Origin of the sequence: Micrococcus sp. Mcc89, from assembly GCF_024519795.1 — a bacterium.
Lineage (GTDB): Bacteria > Actinomycetota > Actinomycetes > Actinomycetales > Micrococcaceae > Micrococcus > Micrococcus luteus.
Map to the genome: position 1 here is coordinate 1 of NZ_JALJRI010000046.1, position 20,324 is coordinate 20,324.

Consider the following 20,324-nt stretch of genomic DNA (forward strand, 5'->3'; position numbering starts at 1 on the left):
GGCCGGCGTCGTGGTGGCCTGCGGACGGCGGGGCCCATCAAGGGCCTCAGGCGGACGGGATCAGAAGTCCCAGTCCTCGTCCTCGGTGTTCTCGGCCTTGCCGATCACGTAGGAGGAGCCGGATCCGGAGAAGAAGTCGTGGTTCTCGTCCGAGTTCGGGGAGAGTGCGGAGAGGATGGCGGGGTTCACGTTCGTGGTCTCGGCCGGGAACATGGGCTCGTAGCCCAGGTTCATCAGCGCCTTGTTCGCGTTGTAGTGCAGGAACTTCTTCACGTCCTCGGCCAGGCCGACGGCGTCGTAGAGGTCATGGGTGTACTCGACCTCGTTCTCGTACAGCTCGAACAGCAGCTCGAAGGTGAACGCCTTGAGCTCCTCCCGCTTCTCCTCCGGCAGGGTCTCGATGCTCCGCTGGTACTTGTAGCCGATGTAGTACCCGTGCACGGCCTCGTCGCGGATGATCAGACGGATCAGGTCCGCGGTGTTGGTGAGGCGGGCGTGCGCGGAGAGGTACATGGGCCAGTAGAAGCCCGAGTAGAAGAGGAAGGACTCGAGCAGGGTGGAGGCGATCTTCTTCTTGTACGGGTCCTGGCCGTCATAGCGCTCCACGATCAGGCGGGCCTTGGCCTGCAGATTCGGGTTCTCCCGGGACCAGCGGAACGCCTCGTCGATCTCCGGGGTGGAGGCCAGCGTGGAGAAGATCGAGGAGTACGACTTCGCGTGCACCGACTCCATGAACGCGATGTTCGTGAGGACGGCCTCCTCGTGCGGGGTCATGGCGTCCGGGATGAGGGAGACGGCGCCCACGGTGCCCTGGATCGTGTCCAGCAGCGTCAGGCCCGTGAACACGCGCATGGAGAGCAGTCGCTCCTCGTCCGTGAGGTGGGACCAGGACTGGACGTCGTTGGACAGCGGCACCTTCTCCGGCAGCCAGAAGTTGTTGACGAGGCGGTTCCACACCTCCACGTCCTTCTCGTCCTGAATGCGGTTCCAGTTGACCGCCTCGACGAGATGGTTCTGGACGGAGGGTCCGTGGGCGGGATCAGTCATGAATATAAGCTCCTTTGTTCTCCCGGTTGAAAAACTCATTTACTTCTCAAAAATCGACGCGCAAGGGGGCGATATCCCTGCGAATAAAAGTGTCCACTCATGGACATGCTTCCATTAATAAGTTTGCGACTCTTCAGGTTCTCGAAAACTAACGTCCTAAGCATTAGAGAGGGCAGGTCTTCCACCACCTTCTCATGGGTATATTCGTCATTGACGATATAGGTCAGAAAGCGAACTTCGAGAGCGCGCAGATCAATACCACACTTAATCGCATAGGTCTCCCAGGCTGATGATGAAACATCTGTAATCATCGCGCCTCCCCCCGCCCACAAGCTACCCTTCACCTGATGAGTGTCAATGAGGTAGTAGATGGATTCCATTACCTCCTCTTCCTCTATGGCGAGGTCAGACTGCGCGATCTCTCTAGCGAATGTCTGGGCATCCAGCACAAGAGAGGCCTCACCGCGGTTAGTCTCATCGAATCGCGTAGCAAGCTCGAACAAGACAGCATCATCCACACTGTCATGATTCTTTTCTAAAACACGGATCGACGAAGGAATAAAAGGAGCCAGGGGCGGCTTTTCTGTGGCGTCAGATAGGGCCCGCACCACTTCCCTAACCGCATGCGAAACCGGGTCGGCGCTATCTTCACCTTCCGGAAGATGTGCCGTTACCCAGAGGCGGGTAGAGACAGCTGTCGGAACAGATACCCCTTTGTCAATGACCACCGGGATGATCCTATAAGCACGCCCCTCCCTCACGCTTCGATTTACGGCAGTTTCAAGCTCCTCCCGCACCCACGGCTTGTCATAGCTATATCGACTCACCACAACCACAAAAGCGTTGGACGAATCTATTCCGCTAAAAATCTTATCGACCAGGGAGTCGCCTGGCTTCATCTCCCACCCTGAGAACCAGGCATCAATCCCCCGCGAAATGAGACCTCGACAAAATTGCTCCACAAACCGGGGCTGATCCTCCCCGGCATGACTGACAAATACCTTCGGTCTAGATTCCACAGCGTCCCGCAATTCCTTATAGACGACCCGATGGGTGATGAGACTAGTCGCTCACAGCATGCAGCTCACGCAGCCCTCGACCTCGGTGCCCTCCAGCGCGAGCTGGCGCAGGCGGATGTAGTAGATCGTCTTGATGCCCTTCCTCCACGCGTAGATCTGTGCGCGGTTCAGGTCACGGGTGGTGGCCGTGTCCTTGAAGAACAGCGTCAGGGACAGGCCCTGGTCCACGTGCTGCGTCGCCGCGGCGTACGTGTCGATGATCTTCTCGTAGCCGATCTCGTACGCGTCCTCGTAGTACTCGAGGTTCTCGTTGGTGAGGTACGGCGCCGGGTAGTACACGCGGCCGAGCTTGCCCTCCTTGCGGATCTCGATCTTCGAGGCCACCGGGTGGATCGAGGAGGTCGAGTTGTTGATGTAGGAGATCGAGCCCGTCGGCGGGACGGCCTGCAGGTTGCGGTTGAAGATGCCGTACTCCATGACGGAGGCCTTCAGCTCACGCCAGTCGTCCTGCGTGGGCAGGGCGATCCCGGCCTCGGCGAACAGCTCGGCGACGCGCTCGGTGGCGGGCGCCCACTCCTGGTCCGTGTACTTGTCGAAGAACTCCCCCGAGGCGTACTTCGAGTCCTCGAACCCGCCGAACCGCTGGCCGGTCTCGATCGCGATCCGGTTCGAGGCCCGCAGCGCGTGGAACAGCACCGCGTAGAAGTACATGTTCGTGAAGTCGATGCCCTCCTCCGAGCCGTAGTGGACGCGCTCGCGCGCCAGGTAGCCGTGGAGGTTCATCTGCCCCAGGCCGATGGCGTGGGAGGCCGCGTTGCCCTTGGCGATGGACGGCACCGACTGGATGTCGGACATGACCGACACGGCCGTCAGCGCACGGATCGCGGTCTCCACGGACCGGCCGAAGTCCGGCGAGTCCATGGTCTTGGCGATGTTCATCGAGCCGAGGTTGCACGAGATGTCCTGGCCCACGTGGGCGTAGCTCAGGTCCTCGTTGTACTCGGAGGCCTCGGAGACCTGCAGGATCTCGGAGCACAGGTTGGACATGGTGATGCGGCCCTTGATCGGGTTCGCGGCGTTCACGGTGTCCTCGAACACGACGTACGGGTAGCCGGACTCGAACTGGATCTCGGCGATGGTCTGGAAGAACTCACGCGCGCTGATCTTGGTCTTCTTGATCCGCGCGTCGTCGACCATCTCGTAGTACTTCTCGGTCACGGAGATCTCGGAGAACGGCACCCCGTAGACGCGCTCGACGTCGTACGGCGAGAACAGGTACATGTCCTCGTTCTTCTTCGCCAGCTGGAACGTGATGTCCGGGATCACGACGCCGAGGGAGAGGGTCTTGATGCGGATCTTCTCGTCCGCGTTCTCGCGCTTGGTGTCGAGGAAGCGGTGGATGTCCGGGTGGTGCGCGTTGAGGTACACCGCGCCGGCGCCCTGGCGCGCGCCGAGCTGGTTGGCGTAGGAGAAGGAGTCCTCGAGGAGCTTCATCACGGGGATGACGCCGGAGGACTGGTTCTCGATCTGCTTGATGGGCGCGCCGTGCTCGCGGATGTTGGTCAGCGAGAGGGCCACCCCGCCGCCGCGCTTGGACAGCTGCAGGGCGGAGTTGATGCCGCGGGCGATCGACTCCATGTTGTCCTCGATGCGCAGCAGGAAGCAGGAGACGAGCTCGCCGCGCTGCTTCTTGCCCGAGTTGAGGAACGTGGGGGTGGCTGGCTGGAAGCGGCCGGCGATCATCTCGTCCACCAGATGGGTGGCCAGCTCCTGGTCGCCCCGGGCCAGGTGGAGGGCGACGACGGCGACGCGGTCCTCGTAGCGCTCGAGGTAGCGCTTGCCGTCGAAGGTCTTCAGGGCGTACGAGGTGTAGAACTTGAACGCGCCGAGGAAGGTCGGGAAGCGGAACTTGGCCTTGTAGGCACGATCGAACAGGCCCCGGATGAACTCGAAGGGGTACTGCTCGAACGTCTCGGTCTCGTAGTAGTCGTTCTTCTGCAGGTAGTCGAGCTTCTCCTCCAGGTCGTGGAAGAACACCGTGTTGGTGTTGACGTGCTGCAGGAAGTACTGGCGCGCGGCCGCGTGGTCGGCCTCGAACTGGATGCGACCGTCGGCGCCGTAGAGGTTCAGCATGGCGTTGAGCTCGTGATAGCCGAGGTTCTGCCACTCGGCGGGCATGTTCTTCGCCTGGCGGATGAGGTCCGCCTCGGTGGGTGCGGTGATGGTCATGTCCACAGTCCTTCCAGGCCGCCACGGACGCGTTCGACGTCGTCGGGCGTGCCCATCAGCTCGAATTTGTACATGAGGGGCACCTGGCACTTGCGGGAGATGATGTAGCCGGCCAGGCAGTAGCCCTCATGGAAGTTGGTGTTCCCGGACGCGATCACACCCCGAATCCAGTGACGGTTCTCCGGGACGTTGAGGAACTTGATCACCTGCTTCGGGACCGCGCCCGGCCCGCTGCCCCCGCCGTAGGTGGGGGTCATCAGGACGTACGGGGCGGTGGCCCCGAGGGTGGGCTCCCGGGTGATCAACGGCAGTCGAGCCACCCGGTCCTCGGGCAGCTCGAGCTTCTCGACGAAGCGGTGCGTGTAGTTGGAGGCGGAGGAGAAGTAGATCAGTCCCGCGTCGGTGGGGACGAGCCCCTGCGCCTCGGCCGAGCGGATGTGGCTCGGGTCCGCGGCGACGGTCATGTCGACTCCGGTCAGGCCACCGATGCCGCGGCGGACTCGGCGAGCTCGGCGATCTTGTCCGGGCGGAAGCCGGACCAGGAGTCGGTCTCGGTGACGACGACGGGGGCCTGCATGAAGCCGAGGGCACGGACGCGCTCGAGGGCGGCGGGGTCCTGGGACATGTCCACGACCTCGTAGGCGATGCCCTTCTTGTCCAGTGCACGGTAGGTGGCGTTGCACTGCACGCAGGCCGGCTTGGTGTACACGGTGACGGTCATGGCGATCCCTGTTCCTTCGTGGTCTCTGGTGGTCTGCGGGTGTCGGCGCGGCGCCCGCGAGGTGAATCACGGGGCGTGCCGAACATCTGCGTCGATACTACATCTAGTGATCACAGCCGGGAACCATCCCTACATGTAGTAGTCACACCGCTGTAGTTACGTATCCCCACCCTCTGCCCATCCTGTCCACACCCTGCTGTGCGAGACGATCCGCGCGGACATGCGGGACACGCCGGGACCGAGGTCGACTGTCCACAGCCGGTGGAGATCTCGGGGCCGGGTTCCCACAGCCGGAAAGTCGAGTTCGCCACGTCCGCGGGCGGCGTGTCCGGCCCCCGCGGACCACTACATGTAGGAGCCCGCCGCCGACCGGCGTCGGAATACCCCGTGACCACCGGGGGTTGCCCCGGCATGAGCACCTCCCCCACCGTCACCCGCAATGACGCCGAATCCCGGTACGAGCTCCATGACGGCGGCACACTGCTCGCCGTCCTCGACTTCCGGGACAACGGCGCGGCCGTCTCCCTGAACCGCGCGTTCACCATCCCGGTGCACCGCGGCCGGGGCCACGCCGCCGCGCTGACCGCGGGCGCCGTCGAGGACATCGCGACGAACGGCGGCCCCGCAGGGGGCCGCCGCATCGTGCCGATGTGCTGGTACGTCGCCCAGTGGTTCGACGAGCACCCGGAGAAGAGCGCGCTGCTCGCGCCCCACTGACCGGCGCGGTCAGGCCGCGACGCGGTGCCGGCGCACCACGGCCAGGACGCCCGCGGCCAGCACCGCGACGGCGACGGGCCACGCCGCCGGACCACGCCCGGTCTCGACCGTGTCCGGCACCGTGTGCTCGCCGTCGGCCGGATCCGCAGGGGTCTCGGGCTCCGCCGGCGAGGTGGGAGTGTCGGGATCGGCCGGCTGGCCCGGAGCGTCGTCGAACGGGCCGGCCACGGGGAAGGTCACGAACCCCGGGATCCGCCCGTTCTCCCAGTCGTAGAGGTCCACGCGGGGATCGCCGAACCGCACGGTCACCGTCCGCGTCGTCGTCACGCCGTCCCTCGTGGCCCGCAGGGTGACGGTGTCGGATCCGGTGAAGCCCTCGGGCGCCTGGTACACGTAGCCGCGCGGCCCGCCGGTCTCCTCCTCCGTCACCTCGACGACCCGACCCTCGGCCGGGCCCGCGACGAGCGTCAGCGGCGCCGCCTCATCGCCCGTGTACGAGGAGATGAACACGTGTCGCTCCCCCGGCGCCGCGAGCAGGGTGGTGTCCCAGGCGGTGGGGAGCATGTGGAAGCCGAGCTCATGACGCTGGTCGGCGCGCAGCGGCTCGCCCGGGTCAGCGTCGGTGAGGTCGGCGTCCGGACCGTAGGTAAGGGCGGCCACCTCGCCGCCCAGGACGTAGAGGGTGTAGACGACGGGACCGGTCCCCGACTCGCCCAGGCTCCGCCGGGCCGCGGCGACGTCGAAGTCACCGCGCTCCAACTCGTCGTCGTACGTGAACGGGACCTCGGTCTCGGCGCCGCGGGCCTCCCCCTCCAGCACCGGAGCCACCGTCAGGCGGACGTCGGACTCGTCCACCTCGAACTCGGTGCCGAAGGAGGCACCGGTCTCACCCTCCGCGCCGGCCACGAGGAAGGATCCGCCGGGCAGGCCGTGCTCGGCGGTCCATCCAGCGGGGTGGGCGGGTGAGGCGAGGGCAGGGGTCGCCCCCAGGCCGGTGAGAAGGACGCCGGCGCCCAGGGCGGCGGCAAGGCGGGTCGGTCGGGCGGTGCGCATCGTGCTCCTCCAGGGGTGCGGTGCTGCGACGGGCCGAAGGGTTCTCCGGCTCGGACGCCCGAGGTCGACCGGATGCCGCACTCGCCGCGTCGGCACGAATCTACGCCGCACGGACGTGAGGCGGGTCACCATCCGGTGACGAAGCGCTATCGACTCGGTCACGGCGACGCGCGATGCGGATCGGGCCGCCCGGCCGGCCGGTGTGTCAGCGGGATGCGCTGGGCGAGGGGCTTGCCCCGGAGGAGGGGCGCGGGGTGGCCTGCGCCGTGTCGGCCGGGCTGGGCGACGGGCTCGCCGATGCGGTGTCCCGCCCCCGCTGGTCCTCGGCGTCCCGGCCGGACGCGCTGGCGGAGCCCGACGCGCTGGAGGAACTGGGCGAGCTCGACGACGGCAGCACCGGCTTCTGGGTGGCGCGGAAGTTGCGCACCCGCTGCAGCGGCTCCGGGACGAAGTCCGAGGGGACGGAGCCGCCGTCGGCGCCGGTGCCCTCGATCTTGATGGGGCCGGTGAACCCGGACGGTTCCGCCGTGCGCGCCCCGCTCGACCCGATCACGCCCATCTCCGCGAGCGTCGCGGCCAAGCTCTCCAGCTCCTTGCGGTGGCCCTCGACCACGCTGGAGGCCAGCTCCTTCGCCGCGTCGTCCGAGCCGTCCTCCGCCTCCGTGGCGGAGATCGTCAGCGCGCCCTGATAGAGGCGGCGCATCTGGAGCAGGTAGATCCGTCCTGCCTCCTCCGGCTCGGCGGCGGCCAGCACGTTCTTCTCCCGGTCGGACAGGAGTCCGGCGCGCAGCTCGTCGCCCACGATCTCCGCCGGCTCCGCGTCCTCCGTGGACTCGGGCTGCGCAGACGGGGTCGCCTCGGCACCCGCACCGCGCACGTCATCCGAGGGGACGCCCCAGCCCTCGAGCATCGACTCGAGCCGGCCCGCCCGCTCCTCGTGCTCGGACTTCATCCGTTCGGCGGTGGCCCGGATCTCCTGGTCCACGCCGTCCTTGCCCAGCACCTGATCGGACTGCTGGATCGCGTCGCGGTGGTTGCGCAGCAGCAGACCCGCGAACTGGATGTCCGCCGCGAGCGGGTCGGCGGACGTCTGGCTGGGGCTGGCCAGCACGCCCTCCAGGTAGGTGTTCCCCGCCTCCGTGCCACCGGTCTGTCCGGGCTCCTCGGCGACGCTGCAGCCGCCGGTGGCCAGGGTGATGCTCAGGAGCGCCCCTCCGACGGCCACGCTCCAGCGGCGGGGGTGCACGCGGGCGGGGGCGATGTCGGCTCGGCTCATGGGCGCAGGTCCTCTCGGCGGTCGTCACCCGGTCACGGGGTCAAGGGCGGTCCGACGCGGTCGGCCGCCCCGGCCTCCCCAGGGTACCCCTCCGGCCTCCCGGCCCCGGGGTCGCCGCGGCCTCAGGCGACGCGGGTGGCCTGCACCACCCAGTTGTTGAAGGCGTTCCCGGCCATCCCGGTGCCCGGCACGAGGTCGCACGTGATCAGCGTGACCTTCGCGTCGTCGCCCCCGGGCTCCCATGCCCAGCGGTGCGACGGATCCTGGGTGAGCGCCTCCTTCTCCACCGAGACCGCGTCCGCGTCCGCCTCGAAGGCGGCCTGCGTGCCGTCGTCGTATGTCACCACGACGACGGCACCCGCGCGCACGTCGCCCAGGTTCCAGAACACGTCCCGCACGCCGTGGTAGACGACGTGCCCGGCCAGGACCCCCGCGTACCGGGACCGCTCCCCCGGCGTGGTGCCCCACTGCGGCGGGCCGTACCAGCCGACCGTCTGTGGCTCCGGGTCCAGGTCGCCGCCCTCATCCAACTGCGTGAGGTCGATCCCCGCTCCGACGATCTGCTCGCCGTCCTGGTGGACGTCCACGTGCACGGGCGTCGCCGTGACCTCGTCCCACGGGGCGGCGGGGCCGGAGAGGTGGGCGGCCGCGGCGGGGGTCGGCTCCTCGGACGGTGCCGGCTCCTCGGTGGGGGTCGGCTCCTCGGACGGCGTGGGTGTGCCGGCGAGCTCCTGGGTCTCGACGGGAACCGCCGCCTCCCGCGTGGGTGACGCCGAGGACGGGCTCGGCGTCGGGGTCGGGGTGGCCGTCGTTGCGGGGCTGGGCGTGAAGCGTGCCGAGGACGGCGACGGCGACGGCGACGGGGTCGCGGACGCCGTGGCGCTGAGGGTGGGGGCGGCGCTGATCGGCACGGCGCCGACCGCCAGCACCCCGCGCAGCGCGAGGAACACGAGTCCCAGGCACAGCAGCACCAGGACCACCCACAGGGCGCGTCGGACGGTGGTGTTCATCCGGGTTCTCCCCTCGTGTGCATCGACGCGGCCCGCCCGGGGCCGCGTCCGACGACGGCATGGTCTCACGCGCTCCGGCCTCGGCCCGGCGCGTCGTCCGTTCGGGATGGCCGAGGCGACCGGGACGCGGGTGCGCCCCGGCCGCCTCGGTGCGGGCTCAGGCCAGGCCGAAGGTGCGGCGCAGGCGCACCAGAACGCCGGCGGCCAGGGCGCCGATGGCGGCCAGGCCCCACGCGGAGCCGTTGCCGGTCTCGACCGTGTCCGGGACGGTGTGGCCGTCCTCGGCCGGCTACTCGGGAGCCGGGGCCGCGGGCTCGCCCTCGTCGACGACCGGTTCGGCCGGCTGCTCGGGCTCGGCGGGCTCCTCGGGGGCGGGGGCCGGATCGACCGGCTCCTCCGGGGCGGGCTCGGGTTCCGGAGCCGGCTCGGGTTCCGGAGCCGGCTCGGGTTCCGGAGCCGGCTCGGGCTCGGGCTCGGGCTGCGGCTCGGGGGCGGGCGCCGGGTCGATCGGGGTGGGCGTGGAGTCGCCCGGCAGGTCGAGCACCTCGACCGTGAACTCGACCGTGCGGGTGACGCCGTTCGCGGTCATCACCACGGTGAAGGTGTCGGTCCCGAGGAAGTCCTTCTCCGGGGTGTAGCCGAAGGAGGTCCCGCCGATCTCGACGGTGCCGTGCTGCGGCGCCACGGTGAGCTCGGCGTCGATCGGGCTCGGCACGCCGCCGTCCTCGGTCACGAGGGACTCGACGACGGTCGCGTTCTGGTCCGTGTAGACGCGCCACGTGGCGACCTCGGCCCAGTCCTCGAACGGGATGAACTCCTCGGCCTCGATCGGGGTCATGGTGCCGTCGGCGGCGAAGGCCGCGCCGAAGGCGAGCTGGCCGGCGCCGTAGACATGCACCTCGTAGGGCTGCGCCAGGTCGCCGCCGAGGGCCTGCTCGATGTCGTGCAGGAACACGGCGCCCATGTCGTCCTCGGTGATGAAGTCGACCTGGATCTCGGTCTCCTCCCCCGACGCGGTGACGACGACGGCGCGGATGTCCTCGGTCGCGAAGTTGTCGTAGAGGACGAACTCCATCAGGTCGCCGTCGGCGCTGACGAACGTGCCGGACGGGGTGCCGTGCTCGGGCGTCCAGGTGGCGGCGTGGGCCGGGGCGGCGGCGACGCCGACGAGGACGGCGGCACCGAGGGCGGCGGCGGACAGGCGGGCGGGGAACTGCAGGGACATGGGGTCCTCTGGTTCGGCGGCGCGGGCGTGGGTCACCCGGGGCGGGGGCAGGTGATGGGGGTCACGGACATCTCGACCCTATCTGTCACATGTGCATCTGTTGAGCTCCGCCTGTCCACAGCCGCCGAGTTCACTCACTCTTCATGTGAGACGCCACATCCCCGGGCTCGGCATAGCGGTCCCGGACGAAGGCCTGCAGGCGACGGGCGAGCGCCTGCAGCGTCTCGGCGGCGAAGTGGTCCTCCCGCCACGCCGCGTGCAGTCGTACCGCGAGCGTCCGCCCCTGCGCGATGACCCGCACCGGCGTCAGCCCGAAGGCCGGGTCCTCGGTGACGACGGCGACGCCCGCCCCCGTCGCGACCAGGGCCTGGGCCACCCGCCCGGAGTTCGCCTCGGTGAGGGCCGGCGGCGTGAGGCCCGCCACGGCCACGGCGCCGTCGAGGACGCGCCGCGCCATGAAGGTGCGGGCGGGCGCGACGACGGGTTGGGCCACGAGCTCGTTGAGGGACACTCGCGTCCGGCCCGCCCAGGGGTGGCCCGGGGCGACGTACGCCCAGACCGGCAGGTCCATCAGCGGCAGCGACGCGACGGAGGGCGGCGGCACCGTCGGCATCACCACGAGGTCGTGCCGCGCGACGGCGTCGAGCAGCGAGTCGTCCAGCTGGGTCTCCGCTACGCGCGGGCGCGGGTCCTCCTCCCCGAAGGTGGCCACGAACGGCAGCACGACGTCGATGAGGGTGGTGCCCGGTGCGGCCACGGCCACGTCCGTGAGCCGACCGGAGGCGAGCGTGCGGGCCGCCTGCTCCGCCCGGCGATGGGCGACGAGGACCTCGCGCGCCACCGGGAGGAACGCCTCGCCGGCCGTCGTCAGCTCGAGCCGGCCGCCGACCCGGGCGAACAGTGGCAGGCGCAGCTCACGCTGAAGCCGCTGCAGCTGCCGACTGAGCGCGGACTGCACGAGATCCAGGCGGATCGCGGCCCCCGAGACCGTGCCGACCTCGGCCACCGTGACGAAGGCCCTGAGTAGTTTCTCCTCCATGCCGGATAAGCATAGCCTCCATGCCGGATCATCACTGGACGGCATGGCCTCGACGCCCCACCATGGGAGGACGCGGCCCGACGCGTCGTCGTCGTGCCCACCCGTCGTCCCCGCTCCCCGTGAGCCGTCCCCAGGAGGCATCCCCATGACCGCCACCCCCGACCTCGAGCAGACCCGCCATCTGGCCACCGAGCTGCCCGGCCCACGCTCCCGTGAGCTCGCCGAGCGCCAGAAGCGCGCCGTCCCAGCCGGCGTGGCCACCACGATGCCGGTGTACGCGGCCCGCGCCGCGGGCGGCATCCTCGAGGACGTGGACGGCAACCGCCTGATCGACCTGGCCTCCGGCATCGCCGTCACCTCCGTGGGCGCCTCCCACCCGCGCGTCGTGGCCGCCGTCCAGGAGCAGGTCGCGCAGTTCACCCACACCTCGTTCATGATCACGCCCTACGAGGGCTACGTGGCCGTGGCCGAGCAGCTGGACCGCACCAGCCCGATCCCCGGCGAGACCCGCACCGCCCTGTTCAATTCCGGCGCCGAGGCCGTGGAGAACGCCGTCAAGGTGGCCCGCGCCTACACCGGCAAGCAGGCCGTGGCCGCGTTCGACCACGCCTATCACGGCCGCACCACCCTGACGATGGCGCTGACCGCCAAGTCCATGCCCTACAAGCACAGCTTCGGACCGTTCGCCCCCGAGATCTACCGCGTTCCCGGTTCCTACCCGCTGCGGGACGGTCTGTCCGGCGCCGAGGCCGCGCAGCGCGCCATCTCCGCGCTGGAGAAGCAGATCGGTGCCGACAACCTGGCCGCCGTGATCATGGAGCCGATCCAGGGCGAGGGCGGCTTCATCGTCCCGGCCGAGGGCTTCCTGCCGGCCGTGGTCGAGTGGTGCAAGGCCAACGACGTCCTGTTCATCGCGGACGAGGTCCAGTCCGGCATCGCCCGCACCGGCGCCTGGTTCGCCTCCGAGACCGAGGGCATCGAGCCGGACCTGATGGCGACCGCCAAGGGCATCGCCGGCGGCATGCCGCTCTCCGGCGTCACCGGCCGCGCCGAGGTGATGGACTCCGTGCACCCGGGCGGCCTCGGGGGCACCTACGGCGGCAACCCCGTCGCCACGGCGGCGGCGCTCGCCGTGTTCGAGGCCGTCGAGGAGGACGGTCTCCTGGAGAAGGCCCGCCGGATCGAGCAGGTCATCCGCGAGCACTTCGCGCAGAACGCCGACGACCGCATCGCCGAGGTCCGCGGCCGCGGCGCGATGATGGCGATCGAGTTCGTGGACCCCGCCACCGGCGAGCCGGACGCGACGCTGACCGCCACCGTGGCCGCGGCCGTGCGCGCCGCCGGCGTCATCCTGCTCACCTGCGGCACCTACGGCAACGTCGTCCGCTTCCTGCCGCCGCTGACCATCGGTGAAGACCTCCTCAAGGAGGGCCTGAGCGAGGTCACGAAGGCGCTGCAGTCCGCCTGAGCCCCCGCCACCGGCGGACCGACGACGGCCCCGCATCCCTGCCCGGGATGCGGGGCCGTCCGCCTGTCGGTGGAGGACTCAGATGTCGTCCTCGTACGCGGGGCCGCCTTCGTTCTCCAGGGCCTCGAGGCGCCGGGACTTCTCGGCGGTGAAGATCCGGCGGACCCCCGTGCCGCCGAACTCGTCCTCCGGGACCAGCCCGACGCCGTACTTCCGCAGGGCCTTCTCCAGACGCAGACGCTCGTCCACCCGCAGGTCGGCCAGCCCCTTCTCGAAGCGGCGCAGCTGCTCCTTCTCGAGGCCTGCCGCGGTGGCCAGGGTGCGGACACTGACCTGGGCGAGAGCGCGGCCGGCACGCGCCACGTCGAAGGTCATGGGGGTGGGGTACATCAGACATTCTCGATTCTGCAGTTCTCGACGGGGATCCGCTCCATGATGGCCACGCCCCGGATGAAGGGACAAGGGCGCGCCAGCCTAGAACCCGCTGTGCGGCAGGCGCGTCGCTGACCCATCGCTCCCGCCACGCCGGCGGGACGCGGACGGGCCCGCCTCCGGTCACCGGAGGCGGGCCCGTCGTCGTCGTGGGGTGTCAGTCCTGGACGAAGTACATCTGCTTGTTGACGAACTCGTCCATGCCGAGCGGGCCGAGCTCGCGGCCGAAGCCGGAGCGCTTGATGCCGCCGAACGGGATCTCCGCCCCTTCTCCCGCCGGCGTGTTGACGTTGGCCATGCCGACCTCGAGCTGCCGGGCGATCCGCTCGGCCTGAGCCTCGTCCTGGGAGAACACGGCGCCGCCCAGGCCGTACTGGGAGTCGTTGGCGAGAGCGAGCGCCTCGTCCGCGGACTCCACCTTGTAGACGACGGCGACGGGGCCGAAGAGCTCCTCGCGGTAGGCGTCCATCTCGGAGGTGACGCCCGTGATCACGGCCGGGGCGAAGCGGGCGCCCGCCTCGTCCGTGACGGTCCCGCCGACGTGGACGGTCGCGCCCTGCTGACGGGCCCGCTCCACCTGCTCGGCCAGGCCCTCGGCGGCACCGCGCGAGGACAGCGGGGTGAACACCGTCGGGTCCTCGTCGGCGGCCTCCCCGGGCTTCATGGCCTCGGCCAGGGACACCAGCTCGGCCACGAAGGCGTCATGGATGTCCGCCGAGACGATCATGCGCTTGTTGGAGTTGCAGGCCTGGCCCATGTTGTACATGCGGGTCGCCCACGCGGTGCGGGCGGCCTCGGCCGGATCCTCGGCGTCGAGCACGATGTACGGGTCCGACCCGCCGAGCTCGAGGACGGCCTTCTTGAGGTGCTGGCCCGCGAGCGCGCCGATCACGGAGCCGGCCCGCTCGGAGCCGGTCAGGGAGACGCCGGCCACGCGCGGGTCGGCGATGAACTCGGCGATCTGGTCGTGCGTGGCGAACACGTTGGTGTACACGCCGGCCGGCACGCCGGCGTCGTCCATGATCTGCTGCACGGCCAGGGCCGAGCGCGGGCAGATCTCGGCGTGCTTGAGCACGATCGCGTTGCCGAGCATGAGGTTCGGCGCGGCGAAACGGGCGATCTGGTAGTACGGGAAGTTCCACGGCATGACGCCCAGCAGCACACCCAGGGGCAGGTGGCGGATCATGGCGCGGCCGCCCCCGTAGGTCTCGATGGGGCGGTCCGCGGCGAGGGTGGGGCCCTTGTCCGCGAAGTAGCCGAAGATGGCCGAGCTGAACTCCGCCTCCTCGACGCCCTCGGTCACGCGCTTGCCCATCTCGGTGGCGATGATCTGCGCGAGCTCGTCTTTGCGCTCCTCGAAGAGGTCCGCGACCTTCTGCACGATGGTGGCGCGTTCCTCGATGGGGCGGGCGGCCCATGCGCGCTGGGCGGTCTCGGCGGCGGCCAGCACCTGGTCGACCTCACCGTCGGCGAGGGCGGGGAAGGTCTCCACGACCTGGTCGGTGCTGGGGTCCTGCACGCGATAGCCGGTGGGGGTGCTCATGAGTGGGTCCTCTCGTTCGGGTCCCGGACCACGGCAGTGCCGTCGTCGTCCGGACGGATGATCGGGATGGGTCGGGTCGAGTCCGTCTGCGGCAGGGTCTCGCCACGGAAGTAGGCCGGGTGACGCAACCGCGTCCACATCATCAGTACCACGCCGATGGCCAGCACGCCCATGCCCAGGATGAACACCGTGCCCACGCCGAACACGGACGAGCCGGAGCCGTAGTCGGGGTCGGTGGAGTCCAGCGCGGTCACGCAGAACATCACCAGCAGCACGAGGCCGCCGATCAGCGGGAACAGGAAGGTGGTGAGGGCGTTGCCCACCGAGGTGAACCACTCGCGGCGGAAGTACCAGACGCAGGCCAGGGCGGTGATGCCGTAGTAGAAGCAGATCATCAGGCCCAGGGCGGTGATGGTGTCCCACAGGGCGTTCTCGGAGAGCAGCCGCGTGACGACGTAGAAGAGGCCGGCGAGGCCCGCGCACACCCAGGTCGCGAAGGCCGGGCTGTTGAACCGGGGGCTCAGCTCGGCGAAGCGCGCGGGCACGGCCCGGTAGAAGCCCATCGCCAGCAGGGTGCGGGCCGGGGAGACCATGGTGGACTGCAGGGAGGCCAGGGAGCTGACGAGGATCGCGCTGGACATGATCACGGCGAAGGGGCCCAGGATCGGGCCGGCGAGGACCGCGAAGATCGACTCCTGGTTGTCCGGATTGCCCGCGCCCAGGCCCTCGGAGCCGATGCCCGCCCAGGAGATCACGGCCAGGGCGGACAGGATGTAGACGGCGATGATGACGAACACCGTGACGGCGGCGGCCCGGCCGGGGGTGCGCTCGGGGTCCTTGGTCTCCTCGTTCATCGTGAGGGTCACGTCCCAGCCCCAGAACAGGAAGATGGACAGGGAGACGCCGGCCGCGACCACACTGAAGTCGCCCGCGGTGAACGGGTTGAACCAGTCCAGCTGCACCGGGGTGGGGTCGAAGCCCGCACCACGGGAGGACTGCGTCAGGGCGCCGACGGCGAACGCGCCGAGGGCCAGGATCTGGAAGGCCACCAGGATGTACTGCAGGTGCTTGGTCGTCTCCATGCCGCGGTGCGAGATCCATCCGGCCAGGGCCAGATACACCAGGGTCAGGGGGATGTTGACCCACAGGTTGCCGGCCAGGTCCGCGATGGCCTGGCTCCCGGTGATCTGGGCGAGCAGCAGGAACGTGAAGTCGACGGCGACGGCCGCCAGGTTGGACAGCACGATCACGGAGGCGGCGATGAGCCCCCAGCCGCCCATCCACCCGACATACGGCCCGAAGGCGTGCGTGGCCCAGGTGAAGGACGTGCCGGAATCCGGCACCCGCGTGTTCAGCGCCCGGTAGCCGAGGGCCACCAGGAGCATCGGGATGAAGCCGAGCAGCAGGATCGCGGGCACGTGGGTGCCGACGGTGCTGATGGTCGGCCCGAGGCCCGAGGTCAACGTGTAGGCGGGGGCGACGACGGAGACGCCGATCACCACCGCCCCGAGCAGGCCGACCTTGCCGGCCTGGAGCCCCTTATTGCTCACCCCGCCCGGGTTGAGCAGGTTGACCTGCTCGATGGCGGAGGTGGTCGGGTACACGTGCTCGTGTCCCTCGCTGTCGACGACGCGGCGTCGTGGGGTGGATGCGCTCATGAGGATGTCCTTGTCCGTCGGGCCGGTCAGCCGGTGGGCTGCCCCGCGTCGGTGGCTTCCCGCTCGGCGATGGCCAGGGCGGCGGCCTCGCCCATGCGGATCGCGCCGTCCACGTGCTGGTAGCCCTCGGCGGCGATGTCCGAGCACGCGTAGTGGATGGGGCCGGTCGGGCGGTTCTGGAGGTGGCCCCAGCGGGAGAGCCCGCCGAGGTCGTAGCTGGTGGCGTAGGCGCCTCGGGTCCACTCCTCGGCGGCCATGTCCGAGAGGAAGAACGCGATCGGCTTGAGGGTCCGGGGGCCGAGGTACTCGGCCATGGCGCCGAGGATCGCGGCCTTGCGCTCCTCCTCCGGCAGGGCCCACATCTGCTCCGCGTACACGTCGGACACGAAGCCGACGAGGGTGCCGTGCGGGTCCTCCTCGCCCGGGGCGCCACCGGCCAGGTTCTCGCCGCGGTTGGTGTTGTCATAGATCTCCTGGACGAGACGGCCGCCACCGAAGCACGTGCCGGACAGGCCCTCCTCGCGCCAGAACGGGGTCTCGTACACGGCGTGCACCTTGATGACCAGGCCCATGGAGATGTGCTGGTGCGCGATCTGCTGCTCGCGCGGCAGCGGCGGCTCGAAGGAGATGCGGCTGTAGAGGTTCGGCGGGACGGCCAGGACCGCGTATCGGGCGTGCACCTCGTAGTCGTCAGTGAGCGCCACGACGTCGCCGGCGGCGCCGTCGTGCGCCACGCCGTTGCGCACGTCCGCGGCCACACCGTTCTTCTCGTCCGCGGTGGACGGGTCCGGCTCGGCCCAGCGCAGGGTGCGCACCGGCTGGCCGAGGACGACGTCGTCGCCCAGCTCGGCGGCCATGGCCAGGGACACGGACTGCATGCCGCCCTCGACGCGCTTGTCCAGGATGAAGTCCTCGTCCACCAGGTTGCGGAACGACCCCGCCGAGGCGGCCATGAGCAGCGCCTGGAGCATGGAGAAGGTGTGGGAGGGCTTGGTCAGCATGCCGGAGGCGATGTAGATGGAGACGTTGTCGATGGCCTCCGGGTCGTCCGACTCCTGTTCCAGCCAGTGGCGGAAGGAGATCGTGTCCAGCTCGGCGGCCCGCGGGTGCTCCCACGGGGCGGCGGCGTCGATCTCTGCGGTCAGTTCGTCGATCTTGGCGATCAGGCGATCCATCTCCCGGTCCGTCTTCTCGGCCACCGGGAAGTCGAGGCCGTCGTAGACGTGGCGTTCTCCGCGCGGGTCCACATAGACGTTGCGACCGTCGCGGAAGCGGGAGAACGTCGGCAGGCCGAGCTCCTCCACCAGGGAGATGAGGCGGGTCTGGTCCGGGGAGATCCACTGGCCGCCGATCTCGATGAAGTGGTCCTTGCCGTCGGCGCCCTCGACCAGGCCGTTCCAGGTGCGGCCGCCGACGCGCCGGCGAGCCTCCAGGACGGTGACGGACAGGCCCTGGGCCTTCGCGGTGCGGGCGGCCATGAGGCCGGCCGGGCCGGCGCCGATCACGACGACGTCGCTCGTCCGGCGCTCGCGGCCGGCGGTGGCGGGGGCGGTGGTCATGGGGTGCTCCTCTGGCGGGGACGGGGGCATCGGGCGGGGCCCGGGTGAATGCCGTTCATTTAGAGTGTCGGCGCTCACTGTACGGGCCGCGCGCCGGGAAGGGAAGGCCGGTCCGTGGCCGGCCTGACACCTCCTGCCCGTCCGACGGGTCAGAATGGCCGGATGGACGAGACCCCTGAACCGCCCCGGACGCGCCGCCGCCGCGGACGACCTCTCTCCCCCGCTCTGAGCCGCGAGGCGATCGCGGATGCGGCGCTCGCGGTCGCCCGCACCGAGGGATACGAAGGGCTCACCATGGCGGCGGTCGGCCGTCGCCTGGGCGTGGCGCCGAGCGCGCTCTACAACCACATCCGGGGCAAGCACGAGCTGCTCGTCCTGCTGCAGGACGCCGTGATGGGCGAGGTCTCGCTCGTCGAGCTGGAGGCCGCGATCCGGGGCGAGGCGCCCGTCGTCGCCGCCCTGCGGGCGTGGGCACGCTCCTACCGGGACGTCTTCGCGGCCCATCCGCCGCTGATCCCGCTCATCGCCACCCTGCCGATCGAGGGAGCCCCGTCGACGCAGCGGGTCTACGAGACGGTGTGCGCGGTGCTGGCCCGGACCGGCCTGGCGCCGGAGCAGGTGCTGGCCCGGGTGATCGCGCTCGAGTCCTTCATCTACGGTTCCGCGTACGACGTCGACGCTCCGGCCGACATCTTCGAGGTGGCGGGGGCGCAGGAGCGCCTGCCCGCGCTCGGCGCGGCCGCCGAGGCCTTCCGGGCGGGCGGGGGCACGCGCGCGACGGGGGCGCGGAACCCCTACGCGGACGCACCCTTCGAGGAGGGACTGGACCTGCTGCTGGCGGGCCTCGGCGACTGACCCGCGGACTGCCGGCCGCGTGTCAGGCCGACACGGACGCGCCGCCCCTCTGTGCGAGAGGGGCGGCGCGTCGACGGATCTGTGCGCGGCGGGCTGTCAGTCGGTCAGGCCCAGACGACGGCGGGCCGCGACCAGCACCCCCGCGGCGGCGGCGCCGAGGCCGGCCAGCCACCAGCCGGTGGACTGCCCCGTCTCGACGGTGTCCGGGGTCGTGTGCTGCTCGTCGGCGTCGTCCTCGACCGGAGCGGGCTGCTTCTCCGCGCCCTCCGGAGCCGGGGCGGCCTCGTCGCCCCGGAACGCGGCGAGCGCCTCGGCGGTGTCCGGGTCGGTCAGGTCGAGCGGTGTCCCGTTGAGGACGCCGTCCTCGGCATCGAGGAAGCCGTCGTACGCGGCGGGGATCTCCTCGCCGACGTGCACGGTGACGGTCTGGACATGGGCGACGTGATCGCTGTGGAAGTCGACGGTGAAGGTGTCCGTGCCGACGAAGCCCTTCTCGGGGATGTACCAGGCACGGAGCTCGGAGTGCTCCGAGTCACGGAACGCGAAGACCTCACCGTGGGCCGGCTCGGCCACGACCGCCGCGTAGGTGTTCTCCATCGTCGGCGCGGCGACCAGGTGGACGATCTCGGCGCCCGCCACCCCGGGTGCCAACTGCATGGCCGAGTCCCAGGCCAGGGGCCGGTCCCCGAGGTGGGCCATCTGCGGGCCGTCGACGGAGTGCACGGCCGCCCCCTGATCGTCGGCGAGGTCGGTGTCCGCCTGGAGCGTGATGCCCATGTTCAGCATCTGCCCGTCGGCCACGACGTCGTACCGCACCAGGCCTGCACCGGCCGCGCCGAGCGCGCGGCGGGTCTCGAGGACGTCCACCGCACCGCCGTCGATGACGTCAAGGGCGGTGAACTCGACCTCCTGGCCGCCCTCCAGGCGGGTGCCGTCCTCGGCCACCGGGGTGAGCGTGAGCGTGAGGTCCTCCGGGTCGTAGCCGTCGTAGGTCTGGAAGAAGGCGGTGGTGACGTTCTCGTGGTCGACGGCCTGGAAGTAGCCGGCCTGGGGGCCGTGGGCGTTGTCCCAGGCGGCGGCGGGGCCGGCGAGGGCGACGGCGGTGCTGAGGCCGGCGGCGGCGACGGCGGCGGGCAGGTGACGGAGGGAGGGACGACGGGTACGGATGACGGACATGGCAGCTCCTCACCGAGTCGGCCGGTCGGAACCGGCTGCCCCCGCCTCTGCAGCACCGGTGTTCCGGGCTCCACGGGTGGGGATGCTTCGAGTCTGTCCGCCCAGAGCCTGCCGTGAAAGGGCTGTGCGACGCCGATGCCTGATCCACGCTGGACCACAACCCGGCCGTGACCGGCGGGTCTCGACGGCGAGCCCGCCGTCACGACAACGAAGGCCCGGTCCGTATGGACCGGGCCTTCTGCCTGGTGGAGGTAAGGGGATTCGAACCCCTGACCTTCTGCATGCCATGCAGACGCG

18 protein-coding genes are annotated in these 20,324 nt (G+C 70.1%); 3 read left to right on the top strand and 15 right to left on the bottom strand.

Going from position 1 to position 20,324, the window contains the following annotated elements:
- Positions 1 to 60 precede the first annotated feature (60 nt).
- From nrdF to nrdH, 5 genes are read right to left on the bottom strand one after another with little or no spacing between them, the layout of a single operon-like run.
- Positions 61 to 1,047 carry a class 1b ribonucleoside-diphosphate reductase subunit beta gene (gene nrdF, locus NR072_RS05810; protein ID WP_256836474.1) on the bottom strand — a complete coding sequence of 329 codons (987 nt, stop codon included), beginning with the start codon at positions 1,045 to 1,047 and terminating at the stop codon, positions 61 to 63.
- Between the two features lie 35 nt (positions 1,048 to 1,082).
- Positions 1,083 to 2,066: a toll/interleukin-1 receptor domain-containing protein gene (locus tag NR072_RS05815; protein WP_256836475.1), complete on the bottom strand. Its 984-nt coding sequence runs from the start codon at positions 2,064 to 2,066 to the stop codon at positions 1,083 to 1,085.
- A 51-nt stretch (positions 2,067 to 2,117) separates the two neighbouring features.
- On the bottom strand, positions 2,118 to 4,244 hold the full coding sequence (gene nrdE, locus NR072_RS05820) for a class 1b ribonucleoside-diphosphate reductase subunit alpha (protein WP_186299924.1): 2,127 nt from the start codon (positions 4,242 to 4,244) through the stop codon (positions 2,118 to 2,120).
- A 47-nt stretch (positions 4,245 to 4,291) separates the two neighbouring features.
- A complete protein-coding gene (gene nrdI, locus NR072_RS05825; protein WP_004167610.1) occupies positions 4,292 to 4,759 on the bottom strand; it encodes a class Ib ribonucleoside-diphosphate reductase assembly flavoprotein NrdI in 468 nt (155 codons plus the stop codon).
- A gap of 11 nt (positions 4,760 to 4,770) precedes the next feature.
- A complete protein-coding gene (nrdH, locus tag NR072_RS05830) occupies positions 4,771 to 5,016 on the bottom strand; it encodes a glutaredoxin-like protein NrdH (protein WP_036313172.1) in 246 nt (81 codons plus the stop codon).
- 411 nt (positions 5,017 to 5,427) lie between these two features.
- Here nrdH and NR072_RS05835 point away from each other — a divergent pair, with 411 nt between their 5' ends.
- A complete protein-coding gene (locus tag NR072_RS05835; protein ID WP_095354181.1) occupies positions 5,428 to 5,733 on the top strand; it encodes a GNAT family N-acetyltransferase in 306 nt (101 codons plus the stop codon).
- A 9-nt stretch (positions 5,734 to 5,742) separates the two neighbouring features.
- Here NR072_RS05835 and NR072_RS05840 read toward each other — a convergent pair whose 3' ends face one another.
- The 5 genes from NR072_RS05840 to NR072_RS05860 form a co-directional block, all read right to left on the bottom strand.
- Complete coding sequence (locus NR072_RS05840) at positions 5,743 to 6,786, bottom strand: hypothetical protein (RefSeq protein WP_036338930.1); 1,044 nt, start codon at positions 6,784 to 6,786, stop codon at positions 5,743 to 5,745.
- Positions 6,787 to 6,991: 205 nt separating this feature from the next.
- Positions 6,992 to 8,062 (bottom strand): DUF305 domain-containing protein, encoded by a 1,071-nt coding sequence (locus tag NR072_RS05845; protein ID WP_036338927.1) that lies wholly within the window; start codon positions 8,060 to 8,062, stop codon positions 6,992 to 6,994.
- 122 nt (positions 8,063 to 8,184) lie between these two features.
- Positions 8,185 to 9,072: a class F sortase gene (locus NR072_RS05850; protein ID WP_256836478.1), complete on the bottom strand. Its 888-nt coding sequence runs from the start codon at positions 9,070 to 9,072 to the stop codon at positions 8,185 to 8,187.
- A gap of 289 nt (positions 9,073 to 9,361) precedes the next feature.
- Complete coding sequence (locus tag NR072_RS05855; RefSeq protein WP_256836479.1) at positions 9,362 to 10,297, bottom strand: Ig-like domain-containing protein; 936 nt, start codon at positions 10,295 to 10,297, stop codon at positions 9,362 to 9,364.
- Between the two features lie 130 nt (positions 10,298 to 10,427).
- The gene (locus NR072_RS05860; RefSeq protein WP_230282412.1) at positions 10,428 to 11,336 is read right to left on the bottom strand and encodes a LysR family transcriptional regulator; all 909 of its coding nucleotides are present in this window, start codon (positions 11,334 to 11,336) and stop codon (positions 10,428 to 10,430) included.
- A 145-nt stretch (positions 11,337 to 11,481) separates the two neighbouring features.
- Here NR072_RS05860 and gabT point away from each other — a divergent pair, with 145 nt between their 5' ends.
- Positions 11,482 to 12,804 (top strand): 4-aminobutyrate--2-oxoglutarate transaminase, encoded by a 1,323-nt coding sequence (gene gabT, locus NR072_RS05865; protein ID WP_036316964.1) that lies wholly within the window; start codon positions 11,482 to 11,484, stop codon positions 12,802 to 12,804.
- 78 nt (positions 12,805 to 12,882) lie between these two features.
- Here the strand turns inward: gabT and NR072_RS05870 are convergent, their stop codons facing one another.
- The 4 genes from NR072_RS05870 to NR072_RS05885 all read right to left on the bottom strand — a co-directional run bounded on the left by NR072_RS05870 (position 12,883) and on the right by NR072_RS05885 (position 17,996).
- The gene (locus tag NR072_RS05870; protein WP_017487866.1) at positions 12,883 to 13,194 is read right to left on the bottom strand and encodes a hypothetical protein; all 312 of its coding nucleotides are present in this window, start codon (positions 13,192 to 13,194) and stop codon (positions 12,883 to 12,885) included.
- 199 nt (positions 13,195 to 13,393) lie between these two features.
- On the bottom strand, positions 13,394 to 14,779 hold the full coding sequence (locus NR072_RS05875; RefSeq protein ID WP_060973868.1) for an NAD-dependent succinate-semialdehyde dehydrogenase: 1,386 nt from the start codon (positions 14,777 to 14,779) through the stop codon (positions 13,394 to 13,396).
- Positions 14,776 to 16,437 (bottom strand): APC family permease, encoded by a 1,662-nt coding sequence (locus NR072_RS05880; RefSeq protein WP_256836480.1) that lies wholly within the window; start codon positions 16,435 to 16,437, stop codon positions 14,776 to 14,778. Before NR072_RS05880 ends, NR072_RS05875 begins: the two co-directional genes overlap by 4 nt.
- Before the next feature lie 26 nt (positions 16,438 to 16,463).
- The gene (locus NR072_RS05885; RefSeq protein WP_061867749.1) at positions 16,464 to 17,996 is read right to left on the bottom strand and encodes an NAD(P)/FAD-dependent oxidoreductase; all 1,533 of its coding nucleotides are present in this window, start codon (positions 17,994 to 17,996) and stop codon (positions 16,464 to 16,466) included.
- Between the two features lie 162 nt (positions 17,997 to 18,158).
- On the opposite strand from NR072_RS05885, the gene NR072_RS05890 reads away from it, so the two are divergent.
- Positions 18,159 to 18,851, top strand: coding sequence for a TetR/AcrR family transcriptional regulator (locus tag NR072_RS05890; RefSeq protein WP_061867750.1), 693 nt, complete (start codon positions 18,159 to 18,161; stop codon positions 18,849 to 18,851).
- A gap of 96 nt (positions 18,852 to 18,947) precedes the next feature.
- On the opposite strand, the gene NR072_RS05895 is transcribed toward NR072_RS05890, so the two are convergent.
- Positions 18,948 to 20,027: a hypothetical protein gene (locus NR072_RS05895; RefSeq protein WP_061867751.1), complete on the bottom strand. Its 1,080-nt coding sequence runs from the start codon at positions 20,025 to 20,027 to the stop codon at positions 18,948 to 18,950.
- Positions 20,028 to 20,324 lie beyond the last annotated feature (297 nt).